The following is a 25,562-nucleotide window of genomic DNA, read 5'->3' as shown; positions in this document are numbered from 1 at the left end:
GTAAAAGCGAAACCTACTAGAAAGTAAAAAAAAAACCGTTGGATTTCCAACGGTTTTTTTTATTCAGTAGCAGGCTGAACATTTTGACTAACCAAGATCTTAGCCTTTACATCTTTAATATGCTCAAATAACAATTTATTTGCTGGTAATGTCACTTGATAATATTCATCCAATAGTATGCTCTCATAAGTATCTTTTTGTATCTGGGCTTTTTTGTCATCACTAATATTTTCATAACCGAGTGAGCCAGACTTCGGATGTACAAATGCTAAAAAAATATTCTCGTCCTTTACAATCGCCAACAAATATAATCTAGCTCCACCACTTCCTTTTAAACGTTTTTTAACAAATGGTGCTTTATCCGAATTATTTAAAACTCGGCCGTTTAAAGCCTCCTCAAAAGAAACACCAAAATAGTTTTTTGAAATTTCTTTCTCAACAAACTTATAAGAATTGTTTTTCATAAGTTTATCATATTCCGTTTTAAATTCTGGGAGACAATATACGTTCATTACAATTCTTCGAGATGTTTAGTGATTTTTACAAAATCTTCGTTAAGTACTAACCTATTAAACGTAGAATCGACATCTTCAACTAATTCTTGAAAATCCTCAAATGCTTCGAAGAATGCATCTATCTCTTCCAGAAACATTTTAGCGTCACGAAATTTAGAAATTTTATTGTAAAAATCTGTAGCCTCACGAAAATAATCTTTGCAGTCAGAAATAACATCTCTGAACATTTCAATTTCTTCTGCTGAATGATGCCCATGAGTTAAATCTTCCAAGTCATCATATAATGACACTAGCTCAGATGTTACGGTGTTTATTGCTATTTTTGTTTCACCGATTTTATCTAAAAAATCATCAACGTCAAACTTCACATCAGTTCGATTAGGCTGCTTATAACGTTTTGAGAAATTCCCCATCTCTGTAGACAATTTGTTCATCTTGTTATGTGTTATATTACATTCCATGCTTTACCCCGCTGTTTTTTTATAGATAGTAGAACGATGTTCTACGTATGAAATTATATTTATTATGTTAAACTAGTTGCCAAATGTTGCTTAAATCCGTTTAACTGCACAAAAATACGACAAAATGCAATTCAACGTTGTTTATACACAGTATAATGTGTACATAACTCTATGTTATTCCAAATATTCAGACCAGTCTTCAGGTTTAAAGGTGTCTGTTGTTCGAAGATATTTTTTTAATGCTGACTGAGTAGCATGCCCGGTTATTGTTAGCATGTGATTCATGGCATCATCAGGAGTGCGTTTAGTAATCAATGCATTATACAGCTTTGTTATGAAGGTGTGCCTAAAGCTGTAAATCCCATAGTCTTCACCGAGGCCGAAAACATCTTTGACCAGCTTGAACCGCTTACTAAAATGTTCCCTTCGTGATCTTTCGTTTGCATCCCATTTCCCGATCCCGGTAGGTGTAAATATAAAATCTTCAGGCTCACCTAATGGTAGCTCGTAGAGTTCCTTGTAAAGTATAGCAGGCATGTACTTAGTCTGTAACGGCTTATTCTTTGCTTGAAAGATCAATGTTTTATCCCTAATGTCTAAATCCTTTACGCGAAGCCTGTTCACCTCTACAGGCCTCATAAAATTATAACATACAAATTTAATATAAAGTAGCAATAGGCGATCATTATGCAACATATAGTTGTAGAGTTCCGTTTCAAGGCTTTGCGAATACGATCTATGTCGGGTAGGATTTGAATTTAGTTGTTTAATTTCCTTTATAAAATTTGAGGGAATAATATAATTGTCAACTAAGATCGTAAATGCGGATGAAAGGGTATTCTTTGTATTATTCCTGTTTGAAGCACTGGATCTAGCTAATATGGTGTTCAGATATCGCTGTACTGTCTTTTTTGTAACAGCTGTTATGTAACGATTTTTATAACCATTGTCATTCAGCCAAATTTTAAACTGGGTTACCCGGCTCTTAAGATCGGGGTAGGATGTTTCAGCCCATAAATTCTTTCCAATGGTTAACGCATAATCTAAAGCATCCCCGGCATTCATTTTTTCCAGGTTCTCTTCATCGTCTATCGAATCATTCTCTAAGAATGGATTAAACCCAGCATCAAGTATACCCTTAACAGTTTTTCGTAATACTTCAGCTGCTGCCCTTCGGTCTGTAACGTTTTTATGCTGATTAATGCCGGTATCAATAGGAGTTTGGCGTTCCAGCTTCCCTGTATCGGGATTTCTGAACGAATAATAAACATACCAGCGTTGGGATAAATCCCCATTGTAGTCCTGAATAGTAGGGCCACTGTACAACTTCTTATATGATTTCAAATCGTATGCATTTTCGTATACATCTTTGACTAAACGGAGTAAACTAGGCATAAAAAAAAGCGGCTTAAATCTCTCTAAGCCGCTTATAACCGACGTTTCCGTCTTTGGGTGAATGAGGGGTCTCGAACCCCCGACCTTCGGAACCACAATCCGACGCTCTAACCAACTGAGCTACAATCACCATCTGTTTTGCGAGTGCAAATATAGTACAGTTGCTCGTTTTGAACAAATAAATTTGTAACTTTTTTAAACTTTTTTAGATCAAATCTCCTAAACTGTTCACTGCCAAATACCTTTCAACAGTGAAACCTTCGGCATATTCTGTATTAATTAATCTGCCAAGGTCGGCTGCACGGTAAAGAATGCTTTCTTTAAAGTTTTTTGTTGCAATTGGCGTTAGCGGTTCGGTACTATTTGGATCGTAAAATTGCGACTTATACGCCATAAGCGAGTCTACTTTTTTATCCATAAATCCGGTAACATCGACAACGAAATCGGGAACAAGATTTTTCCACTGTATATAATGATATACAATCTTTGGCCTCCATGCCTCCTGCGACACTCCATCAATTTCCGTTTCTATTTTCATTAGCCCGGAAAGAAAACATGAATCTGATACCAGTTTACTTCCTTTACCGTGATCGATATGACGATCATCAACCGCGTTACAAATAACAACATCCGGACAGTATTTACGTATCATCTTTATAACCTCTAATTGATGTGTTTCGTCATTTAAAAAAAATCCATCGCGAAAACGAAGGTTTTCCCGAATATCGACACCTAAAATTTTAGCAGCGTTTGCCGCTTCCTCATCTCTCAGCTCTGCCGAACCACGAGTTCCAAGCTCGCCACGTGTTAAATCTACTATCCCAATCTTTTTCCCCAGGGATATTTCTTTTGCAACAGTGGCACCACAACTTAACTCTATATCGTCTGGATGTGCACCAAATACTAGTATATCTAATTTCATTTATTTTGTTTCAGGTTTCAAAGCAGCAAAGTTACGAAGAATGTATGAAGAGCACCTGATGGTTTACAAATAACCGCATAACCAAATTACCAAACCCGCACTAAAGCACTCTGCGCATTGTAATAGACTTATTTACAGTTTCAATAAATTCATTTTCGGGGTTGCTGTCTTTAGTAATTCCACATCCTATATATATATGTGCTGTATCACCATCAATTTTCACGCATCGAAGGTTAACAAACAAATCGGTTTTGGGCTGTCCGCTTGCAAAATCGGTACTAACCTCGCCCAAAAAACCTGAATAATATTCGCGGTCGTAACCTTCATTTGCTAAAAGAAAATCCTTAGCTTTTTGTTTTGGGAGTCCGCACACGGCAGGTGTGGGATGAAGCGTTTGCACGATTCCTTTTAAACTATCTGAAGCTGATAGCTCCGCAGATATATCTGTTTTAATATGAACTATATTGCCCGCCCTAAAAGTATACGGTTCGGTATACCTAACATCAACCGTATATTCTTTTAAGGAACCAATAATATAATCGGTTACAAACCGCTGTTCTTCTTTCTCTTTATTTTCCCAAACTGCCTCTTCCCCTTCTTTATAAAGCTGTGTTCCTGCAAGAGCAACGGTATGCAGGGTTTTATTTTCTACTTTAAGCAATTGTTCCGGGGTTGCCCCCATCCATAATCCGCTTTTAGGATGATAAAAACAATAGCGGTATGCCATTGGATAAGTATACAATAACTTCTGATAAATACCCAAAATATCGCTCGCCCCTATTTCTACACTTTCTTTTCTGGATAAAACCAGTTTTTCGAATTGTCCTTCTTTTATTACCGATACACTTTTAGCGACTAAATCTTCGAATGTTTTTTTAGCAGCTTCATTTATAGCAGGTTGTTTTACTTTTGAAGGCGAAAAACCATTAGCTGATATTGTCACCGACAAAACATCTGCGGCATGCGCCGGAATAAAACAAACATCCTCACCATCAAACGGAGCAAAAGCAAAACCTTTTTGGCTGAAATCCGTCAGCAAATGCGCTTCTGAAGTATTCTGAAAAACACCGGTAACGGTGTCAATTCCCGGTTTAGCGAATACAGCAAAGGGGAATCCCTGCTGTAACTGTAGTTCGATTTTTTGAAATAAATTAGTCATTGAATGTAGGTTTGGGAGTTGTGGATCTGGTTATTTGAAGACACTGCACACAAATAACCAAATTACCGAATATCAAACTATCGCTTTCTTGGCAGCACCATATTGGTTATTTTGCAAAGTGATATCAGCTTTCCGTTTTCGTCGGTTACTCTAACCTCCCAAAGATGAAGACTTCTGCCCTGGTGTACTATTCTTGCAGTTCCTGTAACAACTCCCTCACGTTTACTTCTTAAATGGTTTGCCGAAATTTCAATTCCGCGTACTTCCTGTAACTCCGGATTTACAAATAGTAAAGATGCCGCACTACCTACGCTTTCAGCAAGGGCAACTGTAGCTCCGCCATGTAATAACCCCATTGGTTGGTGTACCCTCGAGTTAACAGGCATTTTTGCTTCCAAAAACCCTTCACCTGCATCGGTATAGACAATTTCAAGAGTTTCCATTAATGTATTTTTTGCGAAGTCGTTGCACATTTTCAGCGCCTTTTCTTTATCGAATGACATAGTATTAATTTAAGGATTGTAAAAGTACAAAAGAAGTCGGAAGTATGGAAGCCGTATGTCTGTTGTCTGAAATTAAATCAAGCGAGCCAGATCGTATTATACTAACATTATATAATAGGTTTTCATCGGACCTTTTTACCTCCTACAAACTAAATCTTACAATAGTGCGTTAACAGCTATATTACGTTTCGATATTTCAAATTAATAGCTATTTTTACCAAAAATTGTTTAACGCTATGCGCCATTATTTACTATTACTTTTTATCGGGTTCTCTTTATGTTTCACTTCCTGCCGTGACGACTTTGAGTTTGAGCGTAGCACCGGAGGTCTTGAATTTTCCAGAGATACTGTATACCTTGACACTGTGTTTACAAATATAGGATCGAGCACCTACACCCTTAAAGTATATAACCGTAGTAATAAGGATATAACAATACCAACCATAGCGCTTGGAGAGGGAGAGCAATCGAAATATCGTTTAATGGTAGATGGAAAGCCCGGAAAAGTGTTTAATAACGTAGAGTTACTTGCTAAAGACAGTATGTTTGTTTTTATTGAAACTACTATTGATTATACAGAATATGCCAATAATGAAACTACCTTCTTGTATAATGACCAAATTTTATTTGACAGCGGTGCCAACCAGCAGAAAGTAGAATTGGTTACTCTGGTTCAGGATGCTGTGTTCCTGTACCCTCAGCGGGATGACCAGGGTAATTACGAGGCCGTGCCCACAAGCGACACCGACCCACAACTTATATATGGATTTAATTTAGACGATACCGAATTAAACTGGACCAACACCAAACCCTATGTTATATATGGTATGGCCACCGTTCCTCAGGGTAAGACGCTCACAATTAATCCCGGAGTGAAAGCGCACTTTCATGATGGATCGGGACTCTTAGTACGACGTGGTGCTTCACTAAAAATAGGTAATGAAGGTGATACACCGACCCCTGAAAACAAAGTAATTTTTGAAGGCGACAGGCTTGAGCCTGAATTCTCAGACGCACCCGGACAATGGGTTACGGTATGGATACAGGAAGGAAGTACAGGAAATAACCTTAACAACCTTATCATAAAAAATGCTGTTGTAGGTATTTTGATGGAAGCCAGCACCGGAACTATTGAAGCTTTAAGAATGAACAATACTGAGATATACAATTGCGGAAACATCGGGATATTAGCGCGAAGAGCTAACATTAACGGACAAAATCTTGTAATTAATAATGCAGGACAGGCTTCTTTAGCATTAACCGGAGGCGGTAATTATAACTTTAAGCACTGTACTTTCGCTAACTATTTTGGAAGTTTCAACCAGGTTCCTGTTCTTATAAATGACTACTACGAAACGGTAGATGCTATAAACGTAAGTAACGTAAATGCAACTTTTGACAACTGTATTATTTACGGATCATCAAATGTTGGAGTATCACTTGAATACAAATTCCCTAACGATACAGCGTTTAAATGCGCCTTCAATAATTGCCTGATAAAGATGGTAGACTTTTCTAACCAACTTAGAAACAATCCGCTTTATCCGCGTGCCGCAAATAACCCTGAGCTTGTAGCATACAATAACTGCCTAACACCTGCATCTTCAGTAGAAGACAGGCCCGATTTTCAGGACGCACGCAATAGTAAACTTAATTTAGGAGAAGCAACAGGAGGCCCTAACGGCTCTGCGGATCCTACAATTGCTGCGACAGTGCCAAACGACATAACAGGCGCATTGCGAAATACTTCCGCTCCCGATATGGGCGCTTATGAAAGCAAAGCTTTTCCTGAAGAATAGAAAAAACGTAATTCATTTTTTTCATAACTTTACTGGTAACAAACTGTAAAACAACGATTATGAAAAAATTATTTATTACGATGTCTGTCATGGCATTGTGCTTTGCCTCGTGCAAAAAAGAAGTTAAAGTAGAAACAGACGTTACTACTACATCAGACTCCGTAAAAACGGAAGAACCTGTTACAGAAGAGCCTTTAGATTCTGCTGCGCAGCAAAAAGCATGGATAGAGTACGCCACACCCGGCACGCCTCACAAAATGATGGCCGAAGAAATAGGCACATGGAATTGCGATATGACGTTCTGGATGGGCCCCGATGCAAAACCGGAAAAAGCTACATCAACCGCCGATATTAAAATGATACTTGGCGGGCGTTACCAGGAAGCAAACTACAAGGGTACAATGATGGGTCAGCCTTTTGAAGGTAAAAGCACACTGGCTTACAACAATGCAAGCAAAGAGTTTACTACAACCTTTATAGATAACATGGGAACGGGGATGATGGTAGCCACCGGAACATGGAATGAAGCCAACAAATCTATAGCGCTTAAAGGTGATATGGTAAACCCTATGAACGGAAAAAAAACGGCTTACCGCGAAATGTATACCATTGTAGATGCCAACACCCGAAAAATGGAAATGTTCGACACCAAAAATGGTAAGGAATTCAAAAGTATGGAAATAGTAATGAAGAGAAAGTAATTTCGTTTTTTAGATTGACTAATCTTAAAATATGTTGACTATTTTTGATTACACAAATTTGATAAAAGTTCAGATATTTAAAAGATGTTTGAACTTTTTCTTTTTATAGTATATCTTTTATTTTATCTAGCTGATGCATTTGATTTGGGATAAGCTTACTTCAGCTTAGAGGAGGCCTTAGGTTATCGTACATTTTAATATTTTTACTCGTTACTTCTTTTGCCTGTTGAAGATTTTAAGTTTATCTGCCTATCGGGATGATTTCGGAAATGACTGTAGAACCTTTACAGAAATAAGGCATGAAAGAAAGCAATATTTGTAAATTTCAAAGTATAATTCGCTCCCTCCCTCTAACCTTTTTTTACATCACATTATACACTATGTAAAGTTTGTGTTTCTTAGAAAATTAGATTAATTTTGCACACTCAACACGTAACTACAATTGTAATGATTCATTTCTTCGGAAACCAGACGAATACGGTTTTTGCAGTACAATCGCAAAACGAGCTATCAGCAGAAGACATTTCAAAACTAAACTGGCTTTTTGGGAACGCACATAAGATAGAAAAATCCGCCCTGACGGATTTTTTTGTTGGACCACGCGCCACCATGATCACTCCCTGGAGTACCAACGCCGTAGAGATTACCCAAAACATGGGTGTCGACGGTATCATCAGGATTGAGGAGTTTGTTAAATCAAGCGAAGGATCTACGGATTTTGACCCTATGCTTTCGCAGAAATATAACGGACTTACCCAGGATATTTACACTATAAACATTCAGCCTGAATCCATTCTTGAAATCAGCGATATTGCTGCTTACAATGAAAAAGAAGGTTTGGCACTAAACCCGGAAGAGGTTGACTACCTTAACAACCTTGCTACAAAACTGGGCAGAAAACTTACCGACTCTGAAGTGTTTGGTTTTTCTCAGGTTAACTCTGAGCATTGCCGTCACAAAATATTCAACGGTACGTTTGTAATTGATGGTGAAGAAAAACCATCTTCACTATTCAAACTTATTAAAAAAACATCGCAGGAAAATCCTAACGATATAGTATCGGCTTATAAAGACAACGTAGCTTTTATTAAAGGCCCTCGTGTAGAGCAGTTTGCTCCTAAAACAGCTGATAAACCTGACTTTTACCAGGTAACTGAATTTGATTCGGTTATCTCGATCAAAGCTGAAACACATAACTTCCCTACTACAGTAGAGCCTTTTAACGGTGCTGCAACAGGTAGTGGTGGTGAAATTCGTGACAGGCTTGCAGGTGGTCAGGGTTCACTTCCGTTGGCAGGTACAGCAGTGTACATGACATCGTATTCAAGACTTGAAGAAAACCGTCCGTGGGAAGCAGGTATGGATGAGCGTAAATGGCTTTACCAAACCCCAATGGATATCTTAATAAAAGCATCTAACGGTGCATCTGACTTTGGTAATAAATTCGGACAGCCGCTAATTACCGGTTCGGTACTTACTTTCGAACACGAAGAGGATGCCCGCAAACTTGGTTTCGACAAAGTGATCATGCTTGCCGGTGGTATCGGTTATGGTAAGGAAAGTCAGGCGAAAAAACAAAAGCCACAGGTTGGCGATAAAGTAGTTATACTTGGTGGTGAAAACTACCGTATTGGTATGGGTGGTGCAGCAGTATCATCTGCCGATACAGGAGCATTCAACTCAGGTATTGAGCTTAATGCAATTCAGCGTTCAAACCCTGAAATGCAAAAACGTGCTGCCAATGCCGTTCGCGGACTGGTAGAAAGCGAAAACAACCCAATTGTTTCTATTCACGATCACGGCGCGGGTGGACACTTAAACTGTCTTTCTGAACTTGTAGAAGAAACAGGAGGTAAAATTGACCTTGATAAATTGCCGGTGGGTGACCCTACCCTTTCGGCTAAAGAAATAATTGGTAACGAGTCGCAGGAGCGTATGGGACTTGTGATTGGACAGAAAGACATTGATACCCTTAAACGTATTGCAGACCGTGAGCGTTCACCAATGTATGAGGTAGGTGATGTTACAGGTGATCACAGGTTTACATTTGAATCGGCCACTACAGGTGCTAAACCAATGGATTTTGCTCTTGAAGATATGTTTGGCTCTTCGCCAAAAACAATCATGGCGGACAAAACTATTGAAGCAAACTATGCTAATCCGGACTATACCCAGGACAAAATACATACATACCTTAATCAGGTACTTCAGTTAGAAGCTGTGGCTTGTAAAGACTGGTTAACCAATAAAGTTGACCGTTGTGTTGGTGGTAAAGTTGCCAAACAGCAAACTGCAGGGCCTATCCAGCTTCCGTTAAACAACGTTGGCGTTATGGCACTTGACTACGCTGGTAAAGAAGGTATCGCAACAACTATAGGCCACTCGCCTGTTGCTGCCCTTGTTGACCCTGCTGCAGGAAGCCGTACTGCTATAGCGGAATCATTAAGTAACATTATCTGGGCTCCGCTTAAAGACGGGCTTAAAAGTGTGTCGCTTTCTGCTAACTGGATGTGGGCTTGTAAAAACGAAGGTGAAGACGCAAGACTTTACGAAGCTGTTGAAGCTTGTTCTGACTTTGCTATACAGTTAGGAATCAACATCCCGACAGGTAAAGATTCACTATCAATGAAACAAAAATATCCAAGCGGCGATGTTATTGCTCCGGGTACTGTAATTATATCGGCTGCAGGTAACTGTTCTGACATTTCTAAAGTTGTTGAGCCTGTTCTTAAGAAGAACGGCGGAAACATTTACCACATTAACCTTTCGGGTGATGCATACAAACTTGGCGGATCTTCTTTCGCTCAGGTACTAAATGCTATAGGTGATGAAGTGCCAACTATTACAGATGCTGCTTCTTTTAAAAATACATTCAACGTTATACAGGATCTTATTAAAGCAGGCAGGATTGCTGCGGGTCACGATATAGGCAGCGGTGGTCTTATTACCACCCTTCTTGAAATGAGTTTCCCTAATGTAAGTCTTGGTGCTGAATATGACCTTACAGGCCTTAACGAGGCTGATACGGTTAAGGCTTTATTCGCCGAAAACATCGCTATTGTTATTCAGGCAGATGCTTCTATCGAGGCTGAGCTTACTAAAAACAACGTTACATTCACACTTATAGGTCAGCCTAAAGAAGGTGCGGTTATTACTATAAAAAATAGTGATGCCAACCTTACTTTTGATGTTACCGAAACAAGAGATACCTGGTTTAGGACTTCTTACCTTCTTGACCAGAAACAAAGTGGTAAACAAAAAGCGCAGGAGCGTTTTGACAACTATAAAAACCAACCGCTACAATATACTTTCCCTGCTCATTTTGACGGTAAGAAAGTAGCGATTGATGCATCCAAGCCAAGGCCAAAAGCAGCTATCATCCGTGAGAAGGGTTCAAACTCTGAGCGTGAGATGGCAAACGCCATGTACCTTGCCGGTTTTGATGTAAAAGACGTTCACATGACCGACCTTATTGCAGGCCGCGAAACACTGGAAGACATTCAGTTTATTGGTGCTGTGGGTGGTTTCTCTAACTCAGACGTTCTTGGTTCGGCTAAAGGCTGGGCAGGTGCTTTCCTTTACAATGAAAAAGCTAAAGCGGCACTTGACAACTTCTTTAAAAGAGAAGATACATTATCCGTAGGTATCTGTAACGGATGTCAGCTGTTTGTAGAGCTTGAACTTATCAATCCTGACCATGAGGTAAAACCTAAAATGCTTCACAACGATAGCCACAAACACGAAAGCGGATTTACATCTGTAACTGTACAGGAGAACAACTCGGTAATGCTATCTACATTAGCAGGCAGCACACTAGGTGTATGGATCTCTCACGGTGAAGGTAAATTTAACCTTCCGTACAGCGAAGACCGTTATAACATTGTAGCTAAATACGGTTACACAGGTTACCCTGCAAACCCTAACGGATCTCACTTTGACATCGCAATGATGGCAAGTAATGATGGCCGCCATCTGGTTATGATGCCTCACATTGAGCGCTCTATGTTCCAGTGGAACTGGGCTTATTACCCGGAAGGACGTAACGACGAGGTTTCGCCTTGGCATGAAGCGTTTGTTAATGCACGCCAGTGGATTGAGAAAAGATAATCAGATCATTCGATTTTTAGATATAACGCCCCGCAGCAATGTGGGGCGTTTTGCATTATAAATTTTCAGAAAAAATATTTACAATACTATCTCCAGTATACCAGTATATAAATTAGGAAACGTAAAAACGATTACACACATTTACCAGTTATTTACAACCATCTTAAAAGACAATAGCAAGATATACGAAATTTAAATAAACGATAAAATCCTGATAACAAAATAGATTTTAAAAATATATCCACTGATTAAGACAACTTTTTAAAATCTTAAAATTCTCACAAAACCTTAACATTTATAAGTTTCTGTAAAATAAAGTACTGGGTATATTTGTTATACTACCAATCAAACCAATACTTATGAAACCAATATACCTGTTTGCATTAGTGATATTCACCCTAGTTTCGTGCGAGAAAAAAAAGGACACCTGGACTACTTTTTACGACAAAGACCAATATCTTATAGGCTTTAAAGATGCCAAGGGCAAAGAAAAGATATCCCCGAAATTCATGGGTGCTACCAACGCTAAAAAGTTTGACGACGTGGTAGCCGTAATGGAGGAAAATAATAAAAAATGGGATAGTTATTACCTGCTTAAAAACGGCAGACAATTTGGACGAGATAGCCTATATGTAAACGATGCAACGTTTGACTGTGAAAGCGAAGGGTTTATTCGCTACACATCAAAAGACAAAGTTGGTATGTTTAACAGTGAGGGCAAACCTGTAATTCCTGCTGACTATAATAGCCTTACCCGATTTAAGAACGGTATTGCCTTCGGCGTGAAGGGTGCTGTAAAAGAGAAAGACAAAACTAATTATGAAGGCAGCCCGGGCTGGTACTGGACCGGAGGAAAAGGCTATATAATCAATATAAAAAATGAGATACTAGCGGAGAATGTTACATACAACCCTGACCTTGATTATTATTCACTTGAAATAACAAATGAGCCTGCCGAAGAAAGCTACCGTACCAACTTTAAGTCACTCAATGGAAAATACTACTCCTTTATAAATAACAAGGCATTATTTGAGCATTTTTTAAAAAACGATGTACTTAACAAAATATCGCAAAGCACATTAAACAAAGTTGCCTACTCTAAAATAATCTACTGGGATGAAAACAAAGGATGGTTGCACCAGCCATCTGCCGAATTCATTAGAGAGCATTACAGTGCAATCGCGCAATGCCTTAAGCAGATAAAGCCCGGAAGCGATTATATGATAATGGCTAACAGCTTCGCCCCTGTTCCTGATGATATAGAAAAAGAGTTTGATAAATACCGTGACAACTGCGGTAACATTAACACCACGAAATATCCACTGATGAGTGTTATCATTAACCATAAAAAAGACAATGATTTGGTACAGGACAGTTTTGATTTTATTAAAACTGATGATGGCTACAAACTACTTAGCGTAAATATTAAAAGTATCCCGAATTTGTAAATATGGATTGCGTTGATATCCCTTACCCGCCGAAGAAGGGAACGGATAAAACGAAAGCCCGCCCGTAATGCAACGAAGGGAACGCCCAAAAAAGATCAAAATCCGGCTGTTATAAGAGTTTTACAATTTTTTCAATTTATTTTTTAATAATTTGTAACTTTAGGTTTACATATATATTTTTTTCATAATTTGCAGGAACAAACTATATAAACGCCTATGACAACTATAACACGTCTTTTTGATTTTCCGTACCACCAGCTGGAGAAATATAACCTGTCTGATGCGCTGGTTACTAAATATGGCAACGAGTGGATTAAGACCTCAACACAGGAATATATTGATAAGGCAAATGCTTTTTCACGTGGTTTGTTGCGTATGGGCGTTAAGAAAAACGACCGTATTGCTGTTATATCGTCTAACAACAGGACGGAGTGGCACATTTGCGATATAGGCATACTACAGACCGGAGCACAAAATGTACCAGTATACCCTACCATTAGCGAAGAAGATTTTGAATATATATTAAACCACTCGGAATCTATTTATTGTATTGTTTCGGATGAAGACCTGTTTAAGAAGATCTCATCTGTAAGAAACAATATTCCTAACCTTAAGGAGATATATTCTTTTAACGAGGTAAGCGGTTGCAAGAACTGGAACGAGATCTTAGAGCTTGGTAAAGATACATCGAACCAAAACGAGGTTGATGCCATTAAAGATGCCATTACCGAAGATGAACTGGCAACGGTTATCTATACATCGGGTACCACAGGCAGACCGAAAGGCGTTATGCTTTCACATAAAAACATCGTTTCGGATGTTTTAATGAGTGCTGAAAGGGTTCCGTTTGAAGCCGGCAACAGCAGGTCTTTGAGCTTCCTCCCTATTTGCCATATTTACGAAAGAATGATCTTGTATTTATACCAGTATTTTGGTGTATCTACCTATTTCGCTGAATCTATTGAAAAAGTAAGCGATAATATTAAAGAAGCGCAGCCATTTGTTATTACTGCAGTGCCCCGCCTTCTTGAAAAAGTATACGATAAGATTATCGCTAAAGGTGCAGACCTGACAGGCATTAAACGCAAATTGTTCTTCTGGGCAGTTGACGTAGGCCACGAATACGAACCTAACGGGGCTAATGGCCCTTGGTATGGTTTTAAATTATGGATTGCCCGTAAGCTTATCTTCTCAAAATGGAAGGCAGGACTTGGAGGGAACCTGGAACTTATGGTATCTGGTAGTGCTGCAATACAGCCGAGGCTTGCGCGTGTGTTCGCTGCAGCGGGAATTCCGGTTATGGAGGGTTACGGACTTACAGAAACATCTCCCGTTATTGCAGTAAATGACGAGCGTAACAGAGGCTTTAAAATTGGTACCGTTGGTAAACCACTTAAAGGCGTCGAAGTAAAAATTGCCGAAGACGGCGAGATTTTATGCAAAGGCCCTAATGTGATGCTGGGTTACCTTAATGATAAAGAAAAAACCGATGAAGTACTTAAAGACGGTTATTTTCATACCGGTGATATAGGTATTATTGACGATGAAGGTTTTCTTAAAATTACAGACAGGAAAAAAGAGATGTTTAAAACATCTGGCGGTAAATATATTGCACCTCAGCTTATTGAAAATGCAATGAAACAATCACGCTTTATTGAGCAGATAATGGTTATTGGCGATGGCGAGAAAATGCCGGCGGCTTTTATTCAGCCTGACTTTGAATTTGTAAAACAATGGGCTTCACGCAAAGGCATTACACTTGGAAGCAACGAGGAGATTGCCAATAGTAAAGAGGTTCACGAAAGGATACAGGAAGAAGTTGAAGGGATCAATAAAAAATTCGGACACTGGGAACAGGTTAAAAAATTTGAAATTACCCCCGACATTTGGAGTGTAGACGGCGGCGAAATGACCCCTACCCTTAAACTGAAGCGTAAAGCTGTAAAAGAAAAGTATCAGAAACTGTACGACAAAATATACAGGGATGGTGCGACAGATAAAGAAAAATAAAATAAACTCCCCGTTACTACGGGGAGTTTTAGCTTTTATAGCACTATATCACTGAAATTATGAACCCCGATAACTACGAACAATTCTATACCGATTTACCTTCAAGTAAAGTGTCATTGAGTACTTTGTTGTCTGATGAAAGTTTATTCAAAACTATACCTTCTGACTGGCATGTCATCATTACCGATATAAAAGGCAGCACGCAATCGGTATTAGGAGGACGCCATCAGGATGTTAACCTTATTGCAGCCGGAAGCATTGTCACTGTACTAAATATTGCGTTTGCAATGAATATTACGGTTCCGTTTTTCTTTGGCGGCGATGGTGCAACATTTATTGTCCCGGCTTCCCTGATTGACAGGCTTATGAAGGCGCTTATTCTTTATAGTCAAAATACAGTGGGTAATTTTGGTTTAGAGTTACGAACAGGTACTGTTGCTGTTGCAGACATTTATAAAAAAGGGCATAAAATACACATAGCAAAATTCAGTAGGTCGGAAGCATTTTCAATTCCGGTTGTGTTGGGGAGCGGACTTGATTATGCCGAAAAAATTATTAAAGGTGAAGACTACCTTCTTACCGGACACAAACCTCAACTTGAAGAACTTGACCTTACAGGCATGCAGTGTCGATGGGACCAGATTCCACCACCGGAAGATAAAGATGAAATTGTAACCCTTCTTATTATAGCACAGCACGTAGAGCTTCAGGCAAATGCCTTTAAAAAAGTATTGCAAAAAATGGATGAGCTTTATGGCACACCTGACGTAAGGCAGCCAATATCGGTCTCCCGATTAAAACTTAAAACTACTTTTAGCCGTTTGGGTACAGAAATGCGTGTGCGCCTGGGCAGGATAAAATGGTTTGAACTTTTACGCACCTGGGTGTTAAGCATATATGGGCGTATTTATTTCACCACAAAAAAAGGAAAGGAATATTTAAATAGCCTTGTAGAAATGAGCGACACACTTGTTATTGATGGACGTATAAATACTGTCATTACAGGAAGTGCTTCGCAACGTGAAGCACTTGTTGAACTGCTGGATAAAATGGAAACCGAAGATGAAATAATCTATGGGCTACACATCAGCAATGCATCTGTAATGTCCTGCTACGTAAGGGATCTTAAAGATGGACATATTCATTTTGTGGATGGTTCGGAAGGCGGGTATACCAAAGCTGCAAAAATGCTGAAGGCTAAACTTAAGTTTGATTTCTTAAATTTGTAAAATGAATCACCACGAAATTGAAAATGTATCATCACTATCACCAAAAAATAGATACGACTATTTTATCCGCAAAATTGCCGACTTTGAAGAGGTATGGACGATAATTGATAGCGATGGTAATTTTACCTTAGCCGAAGTAGAACACAACACTGTAATTTCATTATGGACAGCTGAAGGCTTTATAGAAAGCAACCTTACGCCGGACTGGGCAGACTGCGTTCCGTTTAAACTAAGCCTTGATGCTTTAGAAGAAGTACTTATTCCGCTAATACGTCAAAATAACTACCTGATTAATATATTTCCGGTTAACAGCAGGATTGGTCACATAGTTACATTGAACGACTTTATTAATGATCTTAATGACGAACTGGAGCAATACGAATAAAAATATGTTAACCGAAAAAGAAACAACACACATAAGTAAATTTCTGAGCCTTGTGCTGCGCCATAAGCCGGAAACGATAGGTGTAACTCTTGATGAGAATGGCTGGGTTTCTGTAGATACCCTTCTTGAAAAAATACATATCGCCGGAACTAAAATTGATATCGAAATACTGAAATATATTGTAGACACCAATGCAAAAAAGCGTTTTGCTTTTAATGAAGACCTAACTCTTATCAGGGCTAGTCAGGGGCACTCGGTAACTATTGATTTGGGGTATATACCTCAACAGCCCCTTGAAATTTTATACCATGGCACCGCAATAACAAATATAGAAAGTATACTACAGCATGGGCTTGAAAAGCGCGAGCGCCATCACGTACATTTAAGCAGTGATATTGCAACCGCTACAAATGTAGGCAGCCGTCACGGTAAACCTATAGTGTTTGAAGTAGCATCAGCAAGAATGCATACCGATGGCTACACATTTATTGTTTCCGAAAACAAAGTATGGCTTACGGATAACTTTCCTCCAAAATATCTAACGTTATTAGAGTAATAAACCATTTGAGATAAGAGCGGTTTTGCCTTTTACATAATTTAGCCCTAATTTCGTTTCCAATTTATTATCAACCAAACCATGAGAATAAGAGTATTACTTTTATTAAGCTTTGTTGCTTTATTACAAAGCTGCAATAGTGAAACCGTTACAGCTAACAAAGATATTAGCGAGAAATTAAGACAAACCATCAAGGCAAAAAATGACAGCCTTCTGGTAGCTATGCAAACCAGCAACTTAAAAACATATAAAGCACTAGGTACCGAAAAGTTCATTAAGCACCTTCAGGCAGAGACACGTAATGTGGTATGGTTATACCGCGAAGGTTACCTTAATAACGATTACACTATATACGATGAATACGAAGTAAAGCTGCCTAAAGCCTTTAAATATGTAGAGATTCCATCCGACCAAAAAAAATACACGTTTAAATACCTGGCTGAGGAAAAAGAAACGTATGTATCGCTTTTAACGACAAGCCTGTATTCTAACGACTACCTTTTCGTAGTGGTTTATAATAAAACAGATAAGGGATGGAAAATTAATGATATTGAAGTAAGTATGTTTGGCCACCTGAAAAAAACAGCCAAAAATTATTACGACATGGCTAAAAAGGCCGAAGAAAACAATAAAATTATTGATGCCTATAATTATTCTTTACTGGCAGTTAAATCACTGGATGAGTCTGAAAGCATGCTAAAGTTCGATGAAGATAAAAGCATCAAACTGTACAAAAATAAGCTTCTATCTAAAGTAGAAGATAAATACAAGCTTCCTAAAGCTATGGAAGATATCAAAACGCGCCCACAGATTACCGGTATAATGTATGTTTTTACAAAAGACGAACTGCTTCCATTAATTACCTATAGAACAACGATACCCATTAGCGATAGCGTGCGTATTAAGGATGAATTTGAACTTTTAAAAGCGAGAATTACAGATGCTTTTCCGGATATGGACTTTAGAGGTAAAAAGAAGATCATGTATAATGTGGAAAGTGTTACCGCTAATGGAGGTAAAACCACCTTTATAGATGAGAAGTAATTGAACATCCTAAAAATAACATAAAACTCCCGTAGTACGGGAGTTTTTTATTGCATTATTCTTCAAATAAATTCTTATATTTACTAGAATCAGCAAATTACACCCCAAAAATCCCTTCACCGGGAGTATTTTGTTAACGATAATTTTTTACGTATTTAATATGCATGCATAATAAATAATTTGTATATTTGATAAACTATAACGTATGAGAGAGAAAACAATAGACTACGCACTGAGGGCTACATGGCAGGCAGTTTCAAGAATGTACAACGAAGAAGCCTCTAAATATGGCGCCAGCATGTCGGTAGGGTTTGCATTGCTTTCCATCGATAAAGATAACGGCATACCCTCTACAGCATTGGGGCCGCAAATGGGTATGGAGCCAACAAGCTTAACACGTACTCTTAAGTCGATGGAAGATAAAGGCCTTATAGTTCGCAAGAAAAACCCGGTAGATGGACGTGGCGTACTTATACACCTTACTAAATTAGGCAAGGAGAAAAGAGAACTTTCACGCGACAGGGTTTTAAAGTTTAATGAAGTTATACGCCAGCATGTATCTCAGGATAAACTGGACAACTTTATGGAAGTTGCCGAAATTATAAATGAGCTGATATCAGAAAAACTGATATTCAACAACGATAACAACGAACCGACTGAATAACAAACAAAAACGCGGAGGTTTGGTCTTGGCCGGGCATCCGTCAAACTAAAAAAGAACAAAATAAATGAAACGCACTATTAAGAAGGCAGCTGTAATAGGCTCCGGCATAATGGGCTCGGCGATTGCCTGTCATTTTGCCAATATAGGTGTTGAAGTGCTTTTGCTGGATATTCCGCCAAAAGAACTTACCGAAGCTGAACAAAAAAAAGGACTTACACTTGAAAGCAAAGCTGTAAGAAACAGGATAGTTAACGAACACCTTGCTAACTCCCTAAAATCTAAACCCTCTCCTATTTACCACCAAAAGTTTGCAGAAAGGATTAAAACGGGTAACACAGAAGACGACATGGCAAAAATTGCCAACGTAGACTGGATTATTGAAGTGGTTGTGGAAAGGCTTGATATTAAACAAAAAGTTTTCGAGCAGGTTGAAAAATACCGTAAACCGGGAACACTTATTACTTCAAATACTTCGGGTATTCCTATAAACTTTATGAGTGAAGGCCGAAGCGAAGATTTCCAGAAACATTTTTGCGGAACGCACTTCTTCAATCCTCCGCGCTACTTAAAGCTTTTTGAAATAATTCCGGGCCCGAAGACTTCTTCTGAAGTTTTGGAATTCCTAAATAATTACGGTGAAAAATTCTTAGGCAAAACATCTGTTGTTGCTAAAGACACACCGGCCTTTATTGGTAACCGTATTGGTATATATGGTATTATGAGCCTTTTCCACCAGGTTAAGGAAATGGGCCTTACTGTAGAAGAAGTTGACAAACTTACGGGACCGGTTATTGGTCGTCCTAAGTCGGCTACCTTCCGTACGGTTGACGTAGTTGGACTTGATACCCTTGTACACGTTGCCAATGGTATTTATGAAAACTGTCCTAACGATGAAGTGCATGAGCTATTTAAGCTTCCTGGCTTTATAGACACTATGATGCAGAACAAATGGCTGGGTAGTAAATCCGGACAGGGCTTTTACAAAAAAGTAGATAAAGACATCCTTACGCTGGATCTTGACACTTTAGAATACCGTCCAGGTAAAAAAGCATCATTCGCTACACTGGAGCTTACAAAAACTATAGAGAATCCTATCGACCGTTTCAAAGTGCTTATTAAAGGCGTTGATAAAGCAGGCGAATTTTACCGCAAGAATTTTGCAGGTATGTTCTCATACGTATCTAACCGCGTTCCTGAAATTACAGATGATCTATACAAAATAGACGACGCCATGAAAGCCGGCTTTGGCTGGGAAAATGGCCCGTTTGAAATTTGGGATGCTGTAGGTGTAGAAAAAGGCCTTGAACTTATTCAGGCAGAAGGACTAACAGTTGCACCATGGATTAGCGAAATGCTTGCCAGCGGAAGCAAAAGTTTCTATACACTAAAAGAAGGCACTAAGTATTACTACGACCTTCAGTCGAAATCACAGACAAAAATTCCGGGTCAGGATGCATTTATCATTCTGAATAACATCCGCGAAACGAAAAAAATATGGAGCAATAGCGACTCTATCATCCAGGATCTGGGCGACGGTATAATCAACCTGGAGTTCCGCTCTAAAATGAATACTATTGGCGGTGGCGTACTTCAGGGCCTTAACAAAGCCATTGACCTTGCTGAAAAAGAATACGACGGACTTGTTGTAGGCAACCAGGCAGCTAACTTTTCTGTTGGTGCTAATATTGGTATGATCTTTATGATGGCCGTTGAGCAGGAATATGATGAGCTTAACATGGCTATTAAAATGTTCCAGGATACAATGATGCGTGTTCGCTACTCTTCAATTCCGGTAGTTGTTGCGCCTCATGGTATGACACTTGGTGGCGGCTGCGAAATGAGCATGCACGCCGATAAGGTGGTTGCTGCCGCAGAAACATACATCGGCCTTGTAGAATTCGGCGTTGGAGTAATCCCGGGCGGTGGTGGCTCTAAAGAGATGGCACTCCGTGCATCTGATACCTTCCGTAAAAATGATGTTGAGCTTAACGTGCTACAGGAATACTTCCTGACTATCGGTACGGCTAAAGTATCTACTTCTGCTTACGAAGCGTATGATCTTGGTATTCTTCAGAAAGGAAAAGATGTTATCGTGGTAAATAAAGACAGGCAGATTGCCGAAGCTAAAAAACACGCAAAACTTCTTGCCGAAGCCGGTTACACACAACCTGTAAAACGTACAGATGTAAAAGTACTGGGCAAACAGGCACTAGGTATGTTCTTAGTAGGAACTGACAGTATGGAAGCCGGACACTATATCTCTGAGCATGACAAGAAAATTGCCAACAAGCTCGCTTACGTAATGGCCGGTGGTGATCTTTCTGAACCCACACTGGTTACTGAACAATATCTTCTTGACCTTGAAAGGGAAGCCTTTTTATCACTTACAGGTGAGAGAAAGACACTTGAGAGAATTCAGTTTATGTTAACCAAGGGAAAACCGTTTAGAAATTAATTGTAATGCATATAATCGAAGAAATCCAAGATACCATAAAAAACATATACAAGACAGAAAATATAACAGTTCTGAGTGGTATGGATATGGAATTTAAACTTCCAAATGGAAAACAAGTTTTAGTCTGGAATTCAGAAGTCATATCAAATGTATATAAGTATCAAAGAAATAAAGGTATTGATCTGAATTCGACCAATTTTCAATTTCAAAAAAATTTAGACAACTTACTTTTTAACTCTGATGAAATAGCGTATTTTACAGCAAATGCTTTTTTGTACAAAGACCTGATAAGCAACCCCATAGATGATGCTCAAACTTATTATGATGATGCCCGACGCGAATGGATAACATATTATCCAAATTTTGTTAATCTAGCATCTAAAAGGTATAGCATGTTTATAGCTGTTGCATTTGAAAAAATTTACAACTATTGGGATAGGCTAGGTGATTTACTTTGGGCGACCTATTTTCAAAATGATTTAAAAGAAGTAGCTGTTGACTTTAATCGAATTATAGATTGTATAAAAAACAAATATTCCGAATATCACCATTTACTTTCTTATCAATGGCTTTTAAATTTTAAAGAAAATCAATACAAAGCTTTAAATGAGATTAGAAAAAACATAGTTCACTATACATCAATTGACATTGAATTTAAATGGGCACATCTCGGACAATTTGAGAATAATGAAGGTGAAAGTCAAAATATATTATCTGATAAATCTGAGATAGAGAAAGTAATGACTGAGAGAAAAGGATATTCAAATATTTTAAAAGAACATATTTCTCTAAGTATTGAAGGTTTTATACAGATCCATCAATTAATTGAAGATATAACCGTAATTAAATTAGCAGAAGCTATTTAATGTTAAAATCTAACATCTGACACATGAAAACAGCATATATAGTAAAAGCATACAGAACAGCTGTGGGTAAAGCACCCAAAGGTGTGTTTCGCTTTAAAAGGCCTGACGAACTGGCCGCTGAAACCATACAGTTCATTATGAATGAGCTGCCTGATTTCGACAAAACAAGAATTGATGACGTAATGGTAGGTAACGCTATGCCGGAAGCTGAGCAGGGGTTAAACTTTGCGCGTCTTATTTCTCTTATGGGACTTAAAGTCGACGACGTTCCGGGAGTTACCGTAAACCGCTACTGTGCATCGGGACTGGAAACTATTGCAATGGCTACTGCTAAAATACAATCAGGCATGGCCGAATGTATTATTGCAGGTGGTGCCGAAAGCATGAGTTTCATTCCTATGGGAGGTTATAAACCTGTTCCTGATTATAAAGCCGCTAAAGAAGGTCATGAAGATTATTACTGGGGAATGGGCCTTACTGCCGAGGCTGTTGCAAAACAGTTCAAGGTATCTCGTGAAGATCAGGATCTTTTCGGTTACAACTCGCATCAAAAAGCGCTTAAAGCCCAGGCTGAAGGCAAATTTGACCGCCAGATAGTGCCTATCACTGTTGAGCAGGTGTATGTAGACGAAAACGGCAAAAAAGCCACCAAAAGCTATACAGTTACTAAAGATGAAGGCCCAAGGGCTGATACATCGTTAGAAGCTTTAGGTAAATTACGTCCTGTTTTTGCGGCTGACGGAAGTGTCACTGCGGGTACCTCATCGCAAATGAGTGATGGTGCTGCTTTTGTAATGGTAATGAGTGAAGCGATGGTAAAAGAACTTAAGCTTGAGCCTATTGCCCGCATGGTGAGTTATGCAGCTGCTGGTGTAGAACCAAGAATTATGGGTATCGGTCCCGTTAAGGCTATTCCGAAAGCACTTAAAATGGCAGGTCTTCAACTGAATGATATTGAACTATTCGAACTTAACGAGGCTTTTGCATCGCAGTCGCTTGCAGTAGTTCGCGAGTTGGGTATTAATCCGGATATAGTTAACGTAAACGGAGGCGCTATTGCTTTAGGTCACCCATTGGGATGTACCGGAGCTAAGCTTTCCGTTCAGTTATTCGACGAAATGAAACGCAGAGGCAACGAAGGTAAATATGGCGTGGTTACCATGTGTGTAGGAACCGGTCAGGGTGCTGCGGGAGTGTACGAGATTTTATAACATTACATCCAACTAACAAACATATAAAAATTAAAACAATGGCAGAAGTAGCAAATTTAGCACGTGGAGGTCAGTTTTTAGTTACTGAAACTAAGAGCGAGGACATCTTTACGCCTGAAGATTTTTCGGAAGAGCAGATTATGATGCGTGACGCGGTTAAAGAATTTGTTGACCGTGAGATATGGCCTAATAAAGACCGTTTTGAGAAAAAAGATTATGCGCTTACTGAAGAGAGCATGCGTAAAGCCGGAGAACTTGGTTTTCTTGGCGTAGCAGTTCCCGAAGAATATGGCGGATTAGGTATGGGGTTTGTATCTACCATGCTGGTTTGCGATTACATTTCGGGCGCTACAGGTTCTTTTTCTACTGCTTTCGGTGCACATACAGGTATTGGTACTATGCCAATTACCCTTTATGGAACTGAAGAGCAAAAACTAAAATATGTACCTAAACTTGCTTCGGGCGAATGGTTTGGTGCCTATTGCCTTACCGAGCCGGGCGCAGGATCTGATGCTAATTCAGGTAAAACAAAAGCTGTACTTTCTGAAGATGGTACGCACTATAAAATTACAGGTCAGAAAATGTGGATATCAAATGCAGGTTTCTGCAGCGTATTCATTGTGTTCGCAAGAATTGAAGACGACAAAAACATTACAGGCTTCATTGTAGAGAACGATCCGTCTAACGGTATTTCTCTTGGTGAAGAAGAACATAAACTAGGTATCCGTGCCTCCTCTACGCGTCAGGTTTTCTTTAATGAAACCAAAGTACCGGTAGAAAACATGCTTTCTGAAAGAGGTAATGGCTTTAAGATAGCTATGAACGCACTTAACGTTGGCCGTATTAAACTGGCAGCTGCATGTCTTGATGCTCAAAGAAGAGTAACATCAGGTTCTGCTAAGTACGCTAACGAGCGTATACAGTTCAACACACCTATTGCAAATTTTGGTGCTATACGTGCTAAACTTGCTGAAATGGCTACTAACTGCTACGCCGGAGAAAGTGCAAGCTACAGAGCGGCTAAAAACATCGAAGACCGTATTAATGCGCGTGTTGCCAATGGCGAATCACATCAGGATGCAGAACTTAAAGGTGTTGAGGAATTCGCTATCGAATGCTCTATCCTTAAAGTTGCAGTATCGGAAGATGTTCAGAACTGTTCTGACGAAGGTATCCAGATCTTCGGTGGTATGGGCTTCTCTGAAGACACACCAATGGAGAGTGCCTGGAGAGATGCGAGGATTGCACGTATCTATGAAGGTACAAACGAGATTAACCGTATGCTATCGGTAGGTATGTTAGTAAAGAAAGCCATGAAGGGTCACGTAGACCTTTTAGGACCTGCAATGAAAGTTGCTGAGGAACTAATGGGAATACCATCTTTTGACACGCCCGATTACTCTGAGCTTTTCGCTGAAGAGAAGGAAATGGTAGCCAAGCTTAAAAAAGCTTTCTTAATGGTAGCAGGATCGGCAGTACAAAAATACGGACCAGCCTTAGACGAGCACCAGCAATTGCTAATGGCTGCTTCTGATATCTTGATTGAGATATACATGGCAGAGTCGGTTATCCTTCGTACTGAGAAGCTTGCTAACAAAAAAGGCGCTGATAACGTAAAAGAGCAAATTGCAATGGCGCAGCTTTACTTATACAAAGCAGTAGACATTGTAAACATAAAAGGTAAAGAAGGTATTGCCTCGTTTGCCGAAGGCGATGAGCAACGCATGATGATGATGGGCCTACGCCGTTATACAAAATACAACAACATGCCAAATGTGGTTGCTTTAAGAGAAACCATTGCAGCAAAAATTATTGAAGAAAACGGTTATCCGTACTAAGATATTAAAAGGCTAATGCCAATTAATAATTTCTATTTTTAGTTTGTTTTTTTGACCCCTGCCTCACGGTGGGGGTTTTGTTTTACGGCTTATCGATGAATAAGCGAAGTAGCTATCTACCTTTTGCAGAGAGCTGGGGTGAGAACTCTTATAAACAGACGTTTGTACTTTAATTTCTCTCGTCAATAATCTTGTACTAAACTAAAACCCCGTAATGCGATGCATTACGGGGTTTTATAATAATTGCTATTTTGGAAATTAGTCCAGGGGAGGGTTTCTTCGTCTTAGTAAATT

20 protein-coding genes and 1 tRNA gene are annotated in these 25,562 nt (G+C 39.2%); 14 read left to right on the top strand and 7 right to left on the bottom strand.

Features of this window, described 5'->3' with window-relative positions; genetic code table 11:
* Positions 1–59 precede the first annotated feature (59 nt).
* The 7 genes from ALW18_16240 to ALW18_16210 form a co-directional block, all read right to left on the bottom strand.
* Positions 60–512 carry a hypothetical protein gene (locus ALW18_16240; GenBank protein AOE53916.1) on the bottom strand — a complete coding sequence of 151 codons (453 nt, stop codon included), beginning with the start codon at positions 510–512 and terminating at the stop codon, positions 60–62.
* Positions 512–976, bottom strand: coding sequence for a hypothetical protein (locus ALW18_16235; protein AOE53915.1), 465 nt, complete (start codon positions 974–976; stop codon positions 512–514). The genes ALW18_16240 and ALW18_16235 overlap by 1 nt, the downstream gene beginning before the upstream one ends.
* Before the next feature lie 174 nt (positions 977–1,150).
* Positions 1,151–2,209: a hypothetical protein gene (locus ALW18_16230; GenBank protein AOE54454.1), complete on the bottom strand. Its 1,059-nt coding sequence runs from the start codon at positions 2,207–2,209 to the stop codon at positions 1,151–1,153.
* Between the two features lie 216 nt (positions 2,210–2,425).
* A tRNA-His gene (locus tag ALW18_16225) sits at positions 2,426–2,501 on the bottom strand.
* A 75-nt stretch (positions 2,502–2,576) separates the two neighbouring features.
* The gene (locus tag ALW18_16220) at positions 2,577–3,293 is read right to left on the bottom strand and encodes a GlcNAc-PI de-N-acetylase (GenBank protein AOE53914.1); all 717 of its coding nucleotides are present in this window, start codon (positions 3,291–3,293) and stop codon (positions 2,577–2,579) included.
* Positions 3,294–3,393: 100 nt separating this feature from the next.
* A complete protein-coding gene (locus ALW18_16215; GenBank protein ID AOE53913.1) occupies positions 3,394–4,452 on the bottom strand; it encodes an isochorismate synthase in 1,059 nt (352 codons plus the stop codon).
* A gap of 77 nt (positions 4,453–4,529) precedes the next feature.
* The gene (locus ALW18_16210; GenBank protein AOE53912.1) at positions 4,530–4,955 is read right to left on the bottom strand and encodes a thioesterase; all 426 of its coding nucleotides are present in this window, start codon (positions 4,953–4,955) and stop codon (positions 4,530–4,532) included.
* Between the two features lie 236 nt (positions 4,956–5,191).
* Here ALW18_16210 and ALW18_16205 point away from each other — a divergent pair, with 236 nt between their 5' ends.
* From ALW18_16205 to ALW18_16140, 14 genes are all read left to right on the top strand, one after another.
* On the top strand, positions 5,192–6,754 hold the full coding sequence (locus ALW18_16205) for a hypothetical protein (protein AOE53911.1): 1,563 nt from the start codon (positions 5,192–5,194) through the stop codon (positions 6,752–6,754).
* Between the two features lie 59 nt (positions 6,755–6,813).
* The gene (locus ALW18_16200) at positions 6,814–7,455 is read left to right on the top strand and encodes a hypothetical protein (protein AOE53910.1); all 642 of its coding nucleotides are present in this window, start codon (positions 6,814–6,816) and stop codon (positions 7,453–7,455) included.
* A gap of 447 nt (positions 7,456–7,902) precedes the next feature.
* Entirely contained in the window at positions 7,903–11,562 is a 3,660-nt protein-coding gene (locus tag ALW18_16195; protein AOE53909.1) for a phosphoribosylformylglycinamidine synthase, read from the top strand.
* Positions 11,563–11,921: 359 nt separating this feature from the next.
* Entirely contained in the window at positions 11,922–13,010 is a 1,089-nt protein-coding gene (locus ALW18_16190; GenBank protein AOE53908.1) for a hypothetical protein, read from the top strand.
* Positions 13,011–13,226: 216 nt separating this feature from the next.
* Positions 13,227–15,020 carry an AMP-dependent synthetase gene (locus ALW18_16185; GenBank protein AOE53907.1) on the top strand — a complete coding sequence of 598 codons (1,794 nt, stop codon included), beginning with the start codon at positions 13,227–13,229 and terminating at the stop codon, positions 15,018–15,020.
* Positions 15,021–15,079: 59 nt separating this feature from the next.
* Positions 15,080–16,249 (top strand): hypothetical protein, encoded by a 1,170-nt coding sequence (locus tag ALW18_16180; GenBank protein AOE53906.1) that lies wholly within the window; start codon positions 15,080–15,082, stop codon positions 16,247–16,249.
* Between the two features lies 1 nt (position 16,250).
* On the top strand, positions 16,251–16,634 hold the full coding sequence (locus ALW18_16175; GenBank protein AOE53905.1) for a hypothetical protein: 384 nt from the start codon (positions 16,251–16,253) through the stop codon (positions 16,632–16,634).
* Positions 16,635–16,638: 4 nt separating this feature from the next.
* Positions 16,639–17,190: an RNA 2'-phosphotransferase gene (locus tag ALW18_16170; GenBank protein AOE54453.1), complete on the top strand. Its 552-nt coding sequence runs from the start codon at positions 16,639–16,641 to the stop codon at positions 17,188–17,190.
* An 81-nt stretch (positions 17,191–17,271) separates the two neighbouring features.
* Positions 17,272–18,234 (top strand): hypothetical protein, encoded by a 963-nt coding sequence (locus ALW18_16165; GenBank protein ID AOE53904.1) that lies wholly within the window; start codon positions 17,272–17,274, stop codon positions 18,232–18,234.
* Between the two features lie 205 nt (positions 18,235–18,439).
* Positions 18,440–18,898 (top strand): MarR family transcriptional regulator, encoded by a 459-nt coding sequence (locus ALW18_16160; GenBank protein ID AOE53903.1) that lies wholly within the window; start codon positions 18,440–18,442, stop codon positions 18,896–18,898.
* Between the two features lie 64 nt (positions 18,899–18,962).
* Positions 18,963–21,353 carry a 3-hydroxyacyl-CoA dehydrogenase gene (locus ALW18_16155; protein ID AOE53902.1) on the top strand — a complete coding sequence of 797 codons (2,391 nt, stop codon included), beginning with the start codon at positions 18,963–18,965 and terminating at the stop codon, positions 21,351–21,353.
* 5 nt (positions 21,354–21,358) lie between these two features.
* On the top strand, positions 21,359–22,219 hold the full coding sequence (locus ALW18_16150; protein AOE53901.1) for a hypothetical protein: 861 nt from the start codon (positions 21,359–21,361) through the stop codon (positions 22,217–22,219).
* A gap of 23 nt (positions 22,220–22,242) precedes the next feature.
* The gene (locus ALW18_16145; protein AOE53900.1) at positions 22,243–23,430 is read left to right on the top strand and encodes an acetyl-CoA acetyltransferase; all 1,188 of its coding nucleotides are present in this window, start codon (positions 22,243–22,245) and stop codon (positions 23,428–23,430) included.
* A gap of 38 nt (positions 23,431–23,468) precedes the next feature.
* Positions 23,469–25,268: an acyl-CoA dehydrogenase gene (locus ALW18_16140; protein AOE53899.1), complete on the top strand. Its 1,800-nt coding sequence runs from the start codon at positions 23,469–23,471 to the stop codon at positions 25,266–25,268.
* The last annotated feature ends 294 nt before the right edge of the window (positions 25,269–25,562 follow it).

Origin of the sequence: Flavobacterium psychrophilum, from assembly GCA_001708385.1 — a bacterium.
Taxonomy (GTDB): Bacteria; Bacteroidota; Bacteroidia; order Flavobacteriales; family Flavobacteriaceae; genus Flavobacterium; species Flavobacterium psychrophilum_A.
Note: the sequence above shows the minus strand (reverse complement) of the source record. Positions and strands in the feature narration are given on the sequence as shown.

Coding starts and splice junctions, on each gene's coding strand:
- ALW18_16240 (AOE53916.1), bottom strand. CDS start 512: ATGAACGTATATTGTCTCCCAGAATTTAAAACGGAATATGATAAACTT.
- ALW18_16235 (AOE53915.1), bottom strand. CDS start 976: ATGGAATGTAATATAACACATAACAAGATGAACAAATTGTCTACAGAG.
- ALW18_16220 (AOE53914.1), bottom strand. CDS start 3,293: ATGAAATTAGATATACTAGTATTTGGTGCACATCCAGACGATATAGAG.
- ALW18_16215 (AOE53913.1), bottom strand. CDS start 4,452: ATGACTAATTTATTTCAAAAAATCGAACTACAGTTACAGCAGGGATTC.
- ALW18_16210 (AOE53912.1), bottom strand. CDS start 4,955: ATGTCATTCGATAAAGAAAAGGCGCTGAAAATGTGCAACGACTTCGCA.
- ALW18_16205 (AOE53911.1), top strand. CDS start 5,192: ATGCGCCATTATTTACTATTACTTTTTATCGGGTTCTCTTTATGTTTC.
- ALW18_16200 (AOE53910.1), top strand. CDS start 6,814: ATGAAAAAATTATTTATTACGATGTCTGTCATGGCATTGTGCTTTGCC.
- ALW18_16195 (AOE53909.1), top strand. CDS start 7,903: ATGATTCATTTCTTCGGAAACCAGACGAATACGGTTTTTGCAGTACAA.
- ALW18_16190 (AOE53908.1), top strand. CDS start 11,922: ATGAAACCAATATACCTGTTTGCATTAGTGATATTCACCCTAGTTTCG.
- ALW18_16185 (AOE53907.1), top strand. CDS start 13,227: ATGACAACTATAACACGTCTTTTTGATTTTCCGTACCACCAGCTGGAG.
- ALW18_16180 (AOE53906.1), top strand. CDS start 15,080: ATGAACCCCGATAACTACGAACAATTCTATACCGATTTACCTTCAAGT.
- ALW18_16175 (AOE53905.1), top strand. CDS start 16,251: ATGAATCACCACGAAATTGAAAATGTATCATCACTATCACCAAAAAAT.
- ALW18_16170 (AOE54453.1), top strand. CDS start 16,639: ATGTTAACCGAAAAAGAAACAACACACATAAGTAAATTTCTGAGCCTT.
- ALW18_16165 (AOE53904.1), top strand. CDS start 17,272: ATGAGAATAAGAGTATTACTTTTATTAAGCTTTGTTGCTTTATTACAA.
- ALW18_16160 (AOE53903.1), top strand. CDS start 18,440: ATGAGAGAGAAAACAATAGACTACGCACTGAGGGCTACATGGCAGGCA.
- ALW18_16155 (AOE53902.1), top strand. CDS start 18,963: ATGAAACGCACTATTAAGAAGGCAGCTGTAATAGGCTCCGGCATAATG.
- ALW18_16150 (AOE53901.1), top strand. CDS start 21,359: ATGCATATAATCGAAGAAATCCAAGATACCATAAAAAACATATACAAG.
- ALW18_16145 (AOE53900.1), top strand. CDS start 22,243: ATGAAAACAGCATATATAGTAAAAGCATACAGAACAGCTGTGGGTAAA.
- ALW18_16140 (AOE53899.1), top strand. CDS start 23,469: ATGGCAGAAGTAGCAAATTTAGCACGTGGAGGTCAGTTTTTAGTTACT.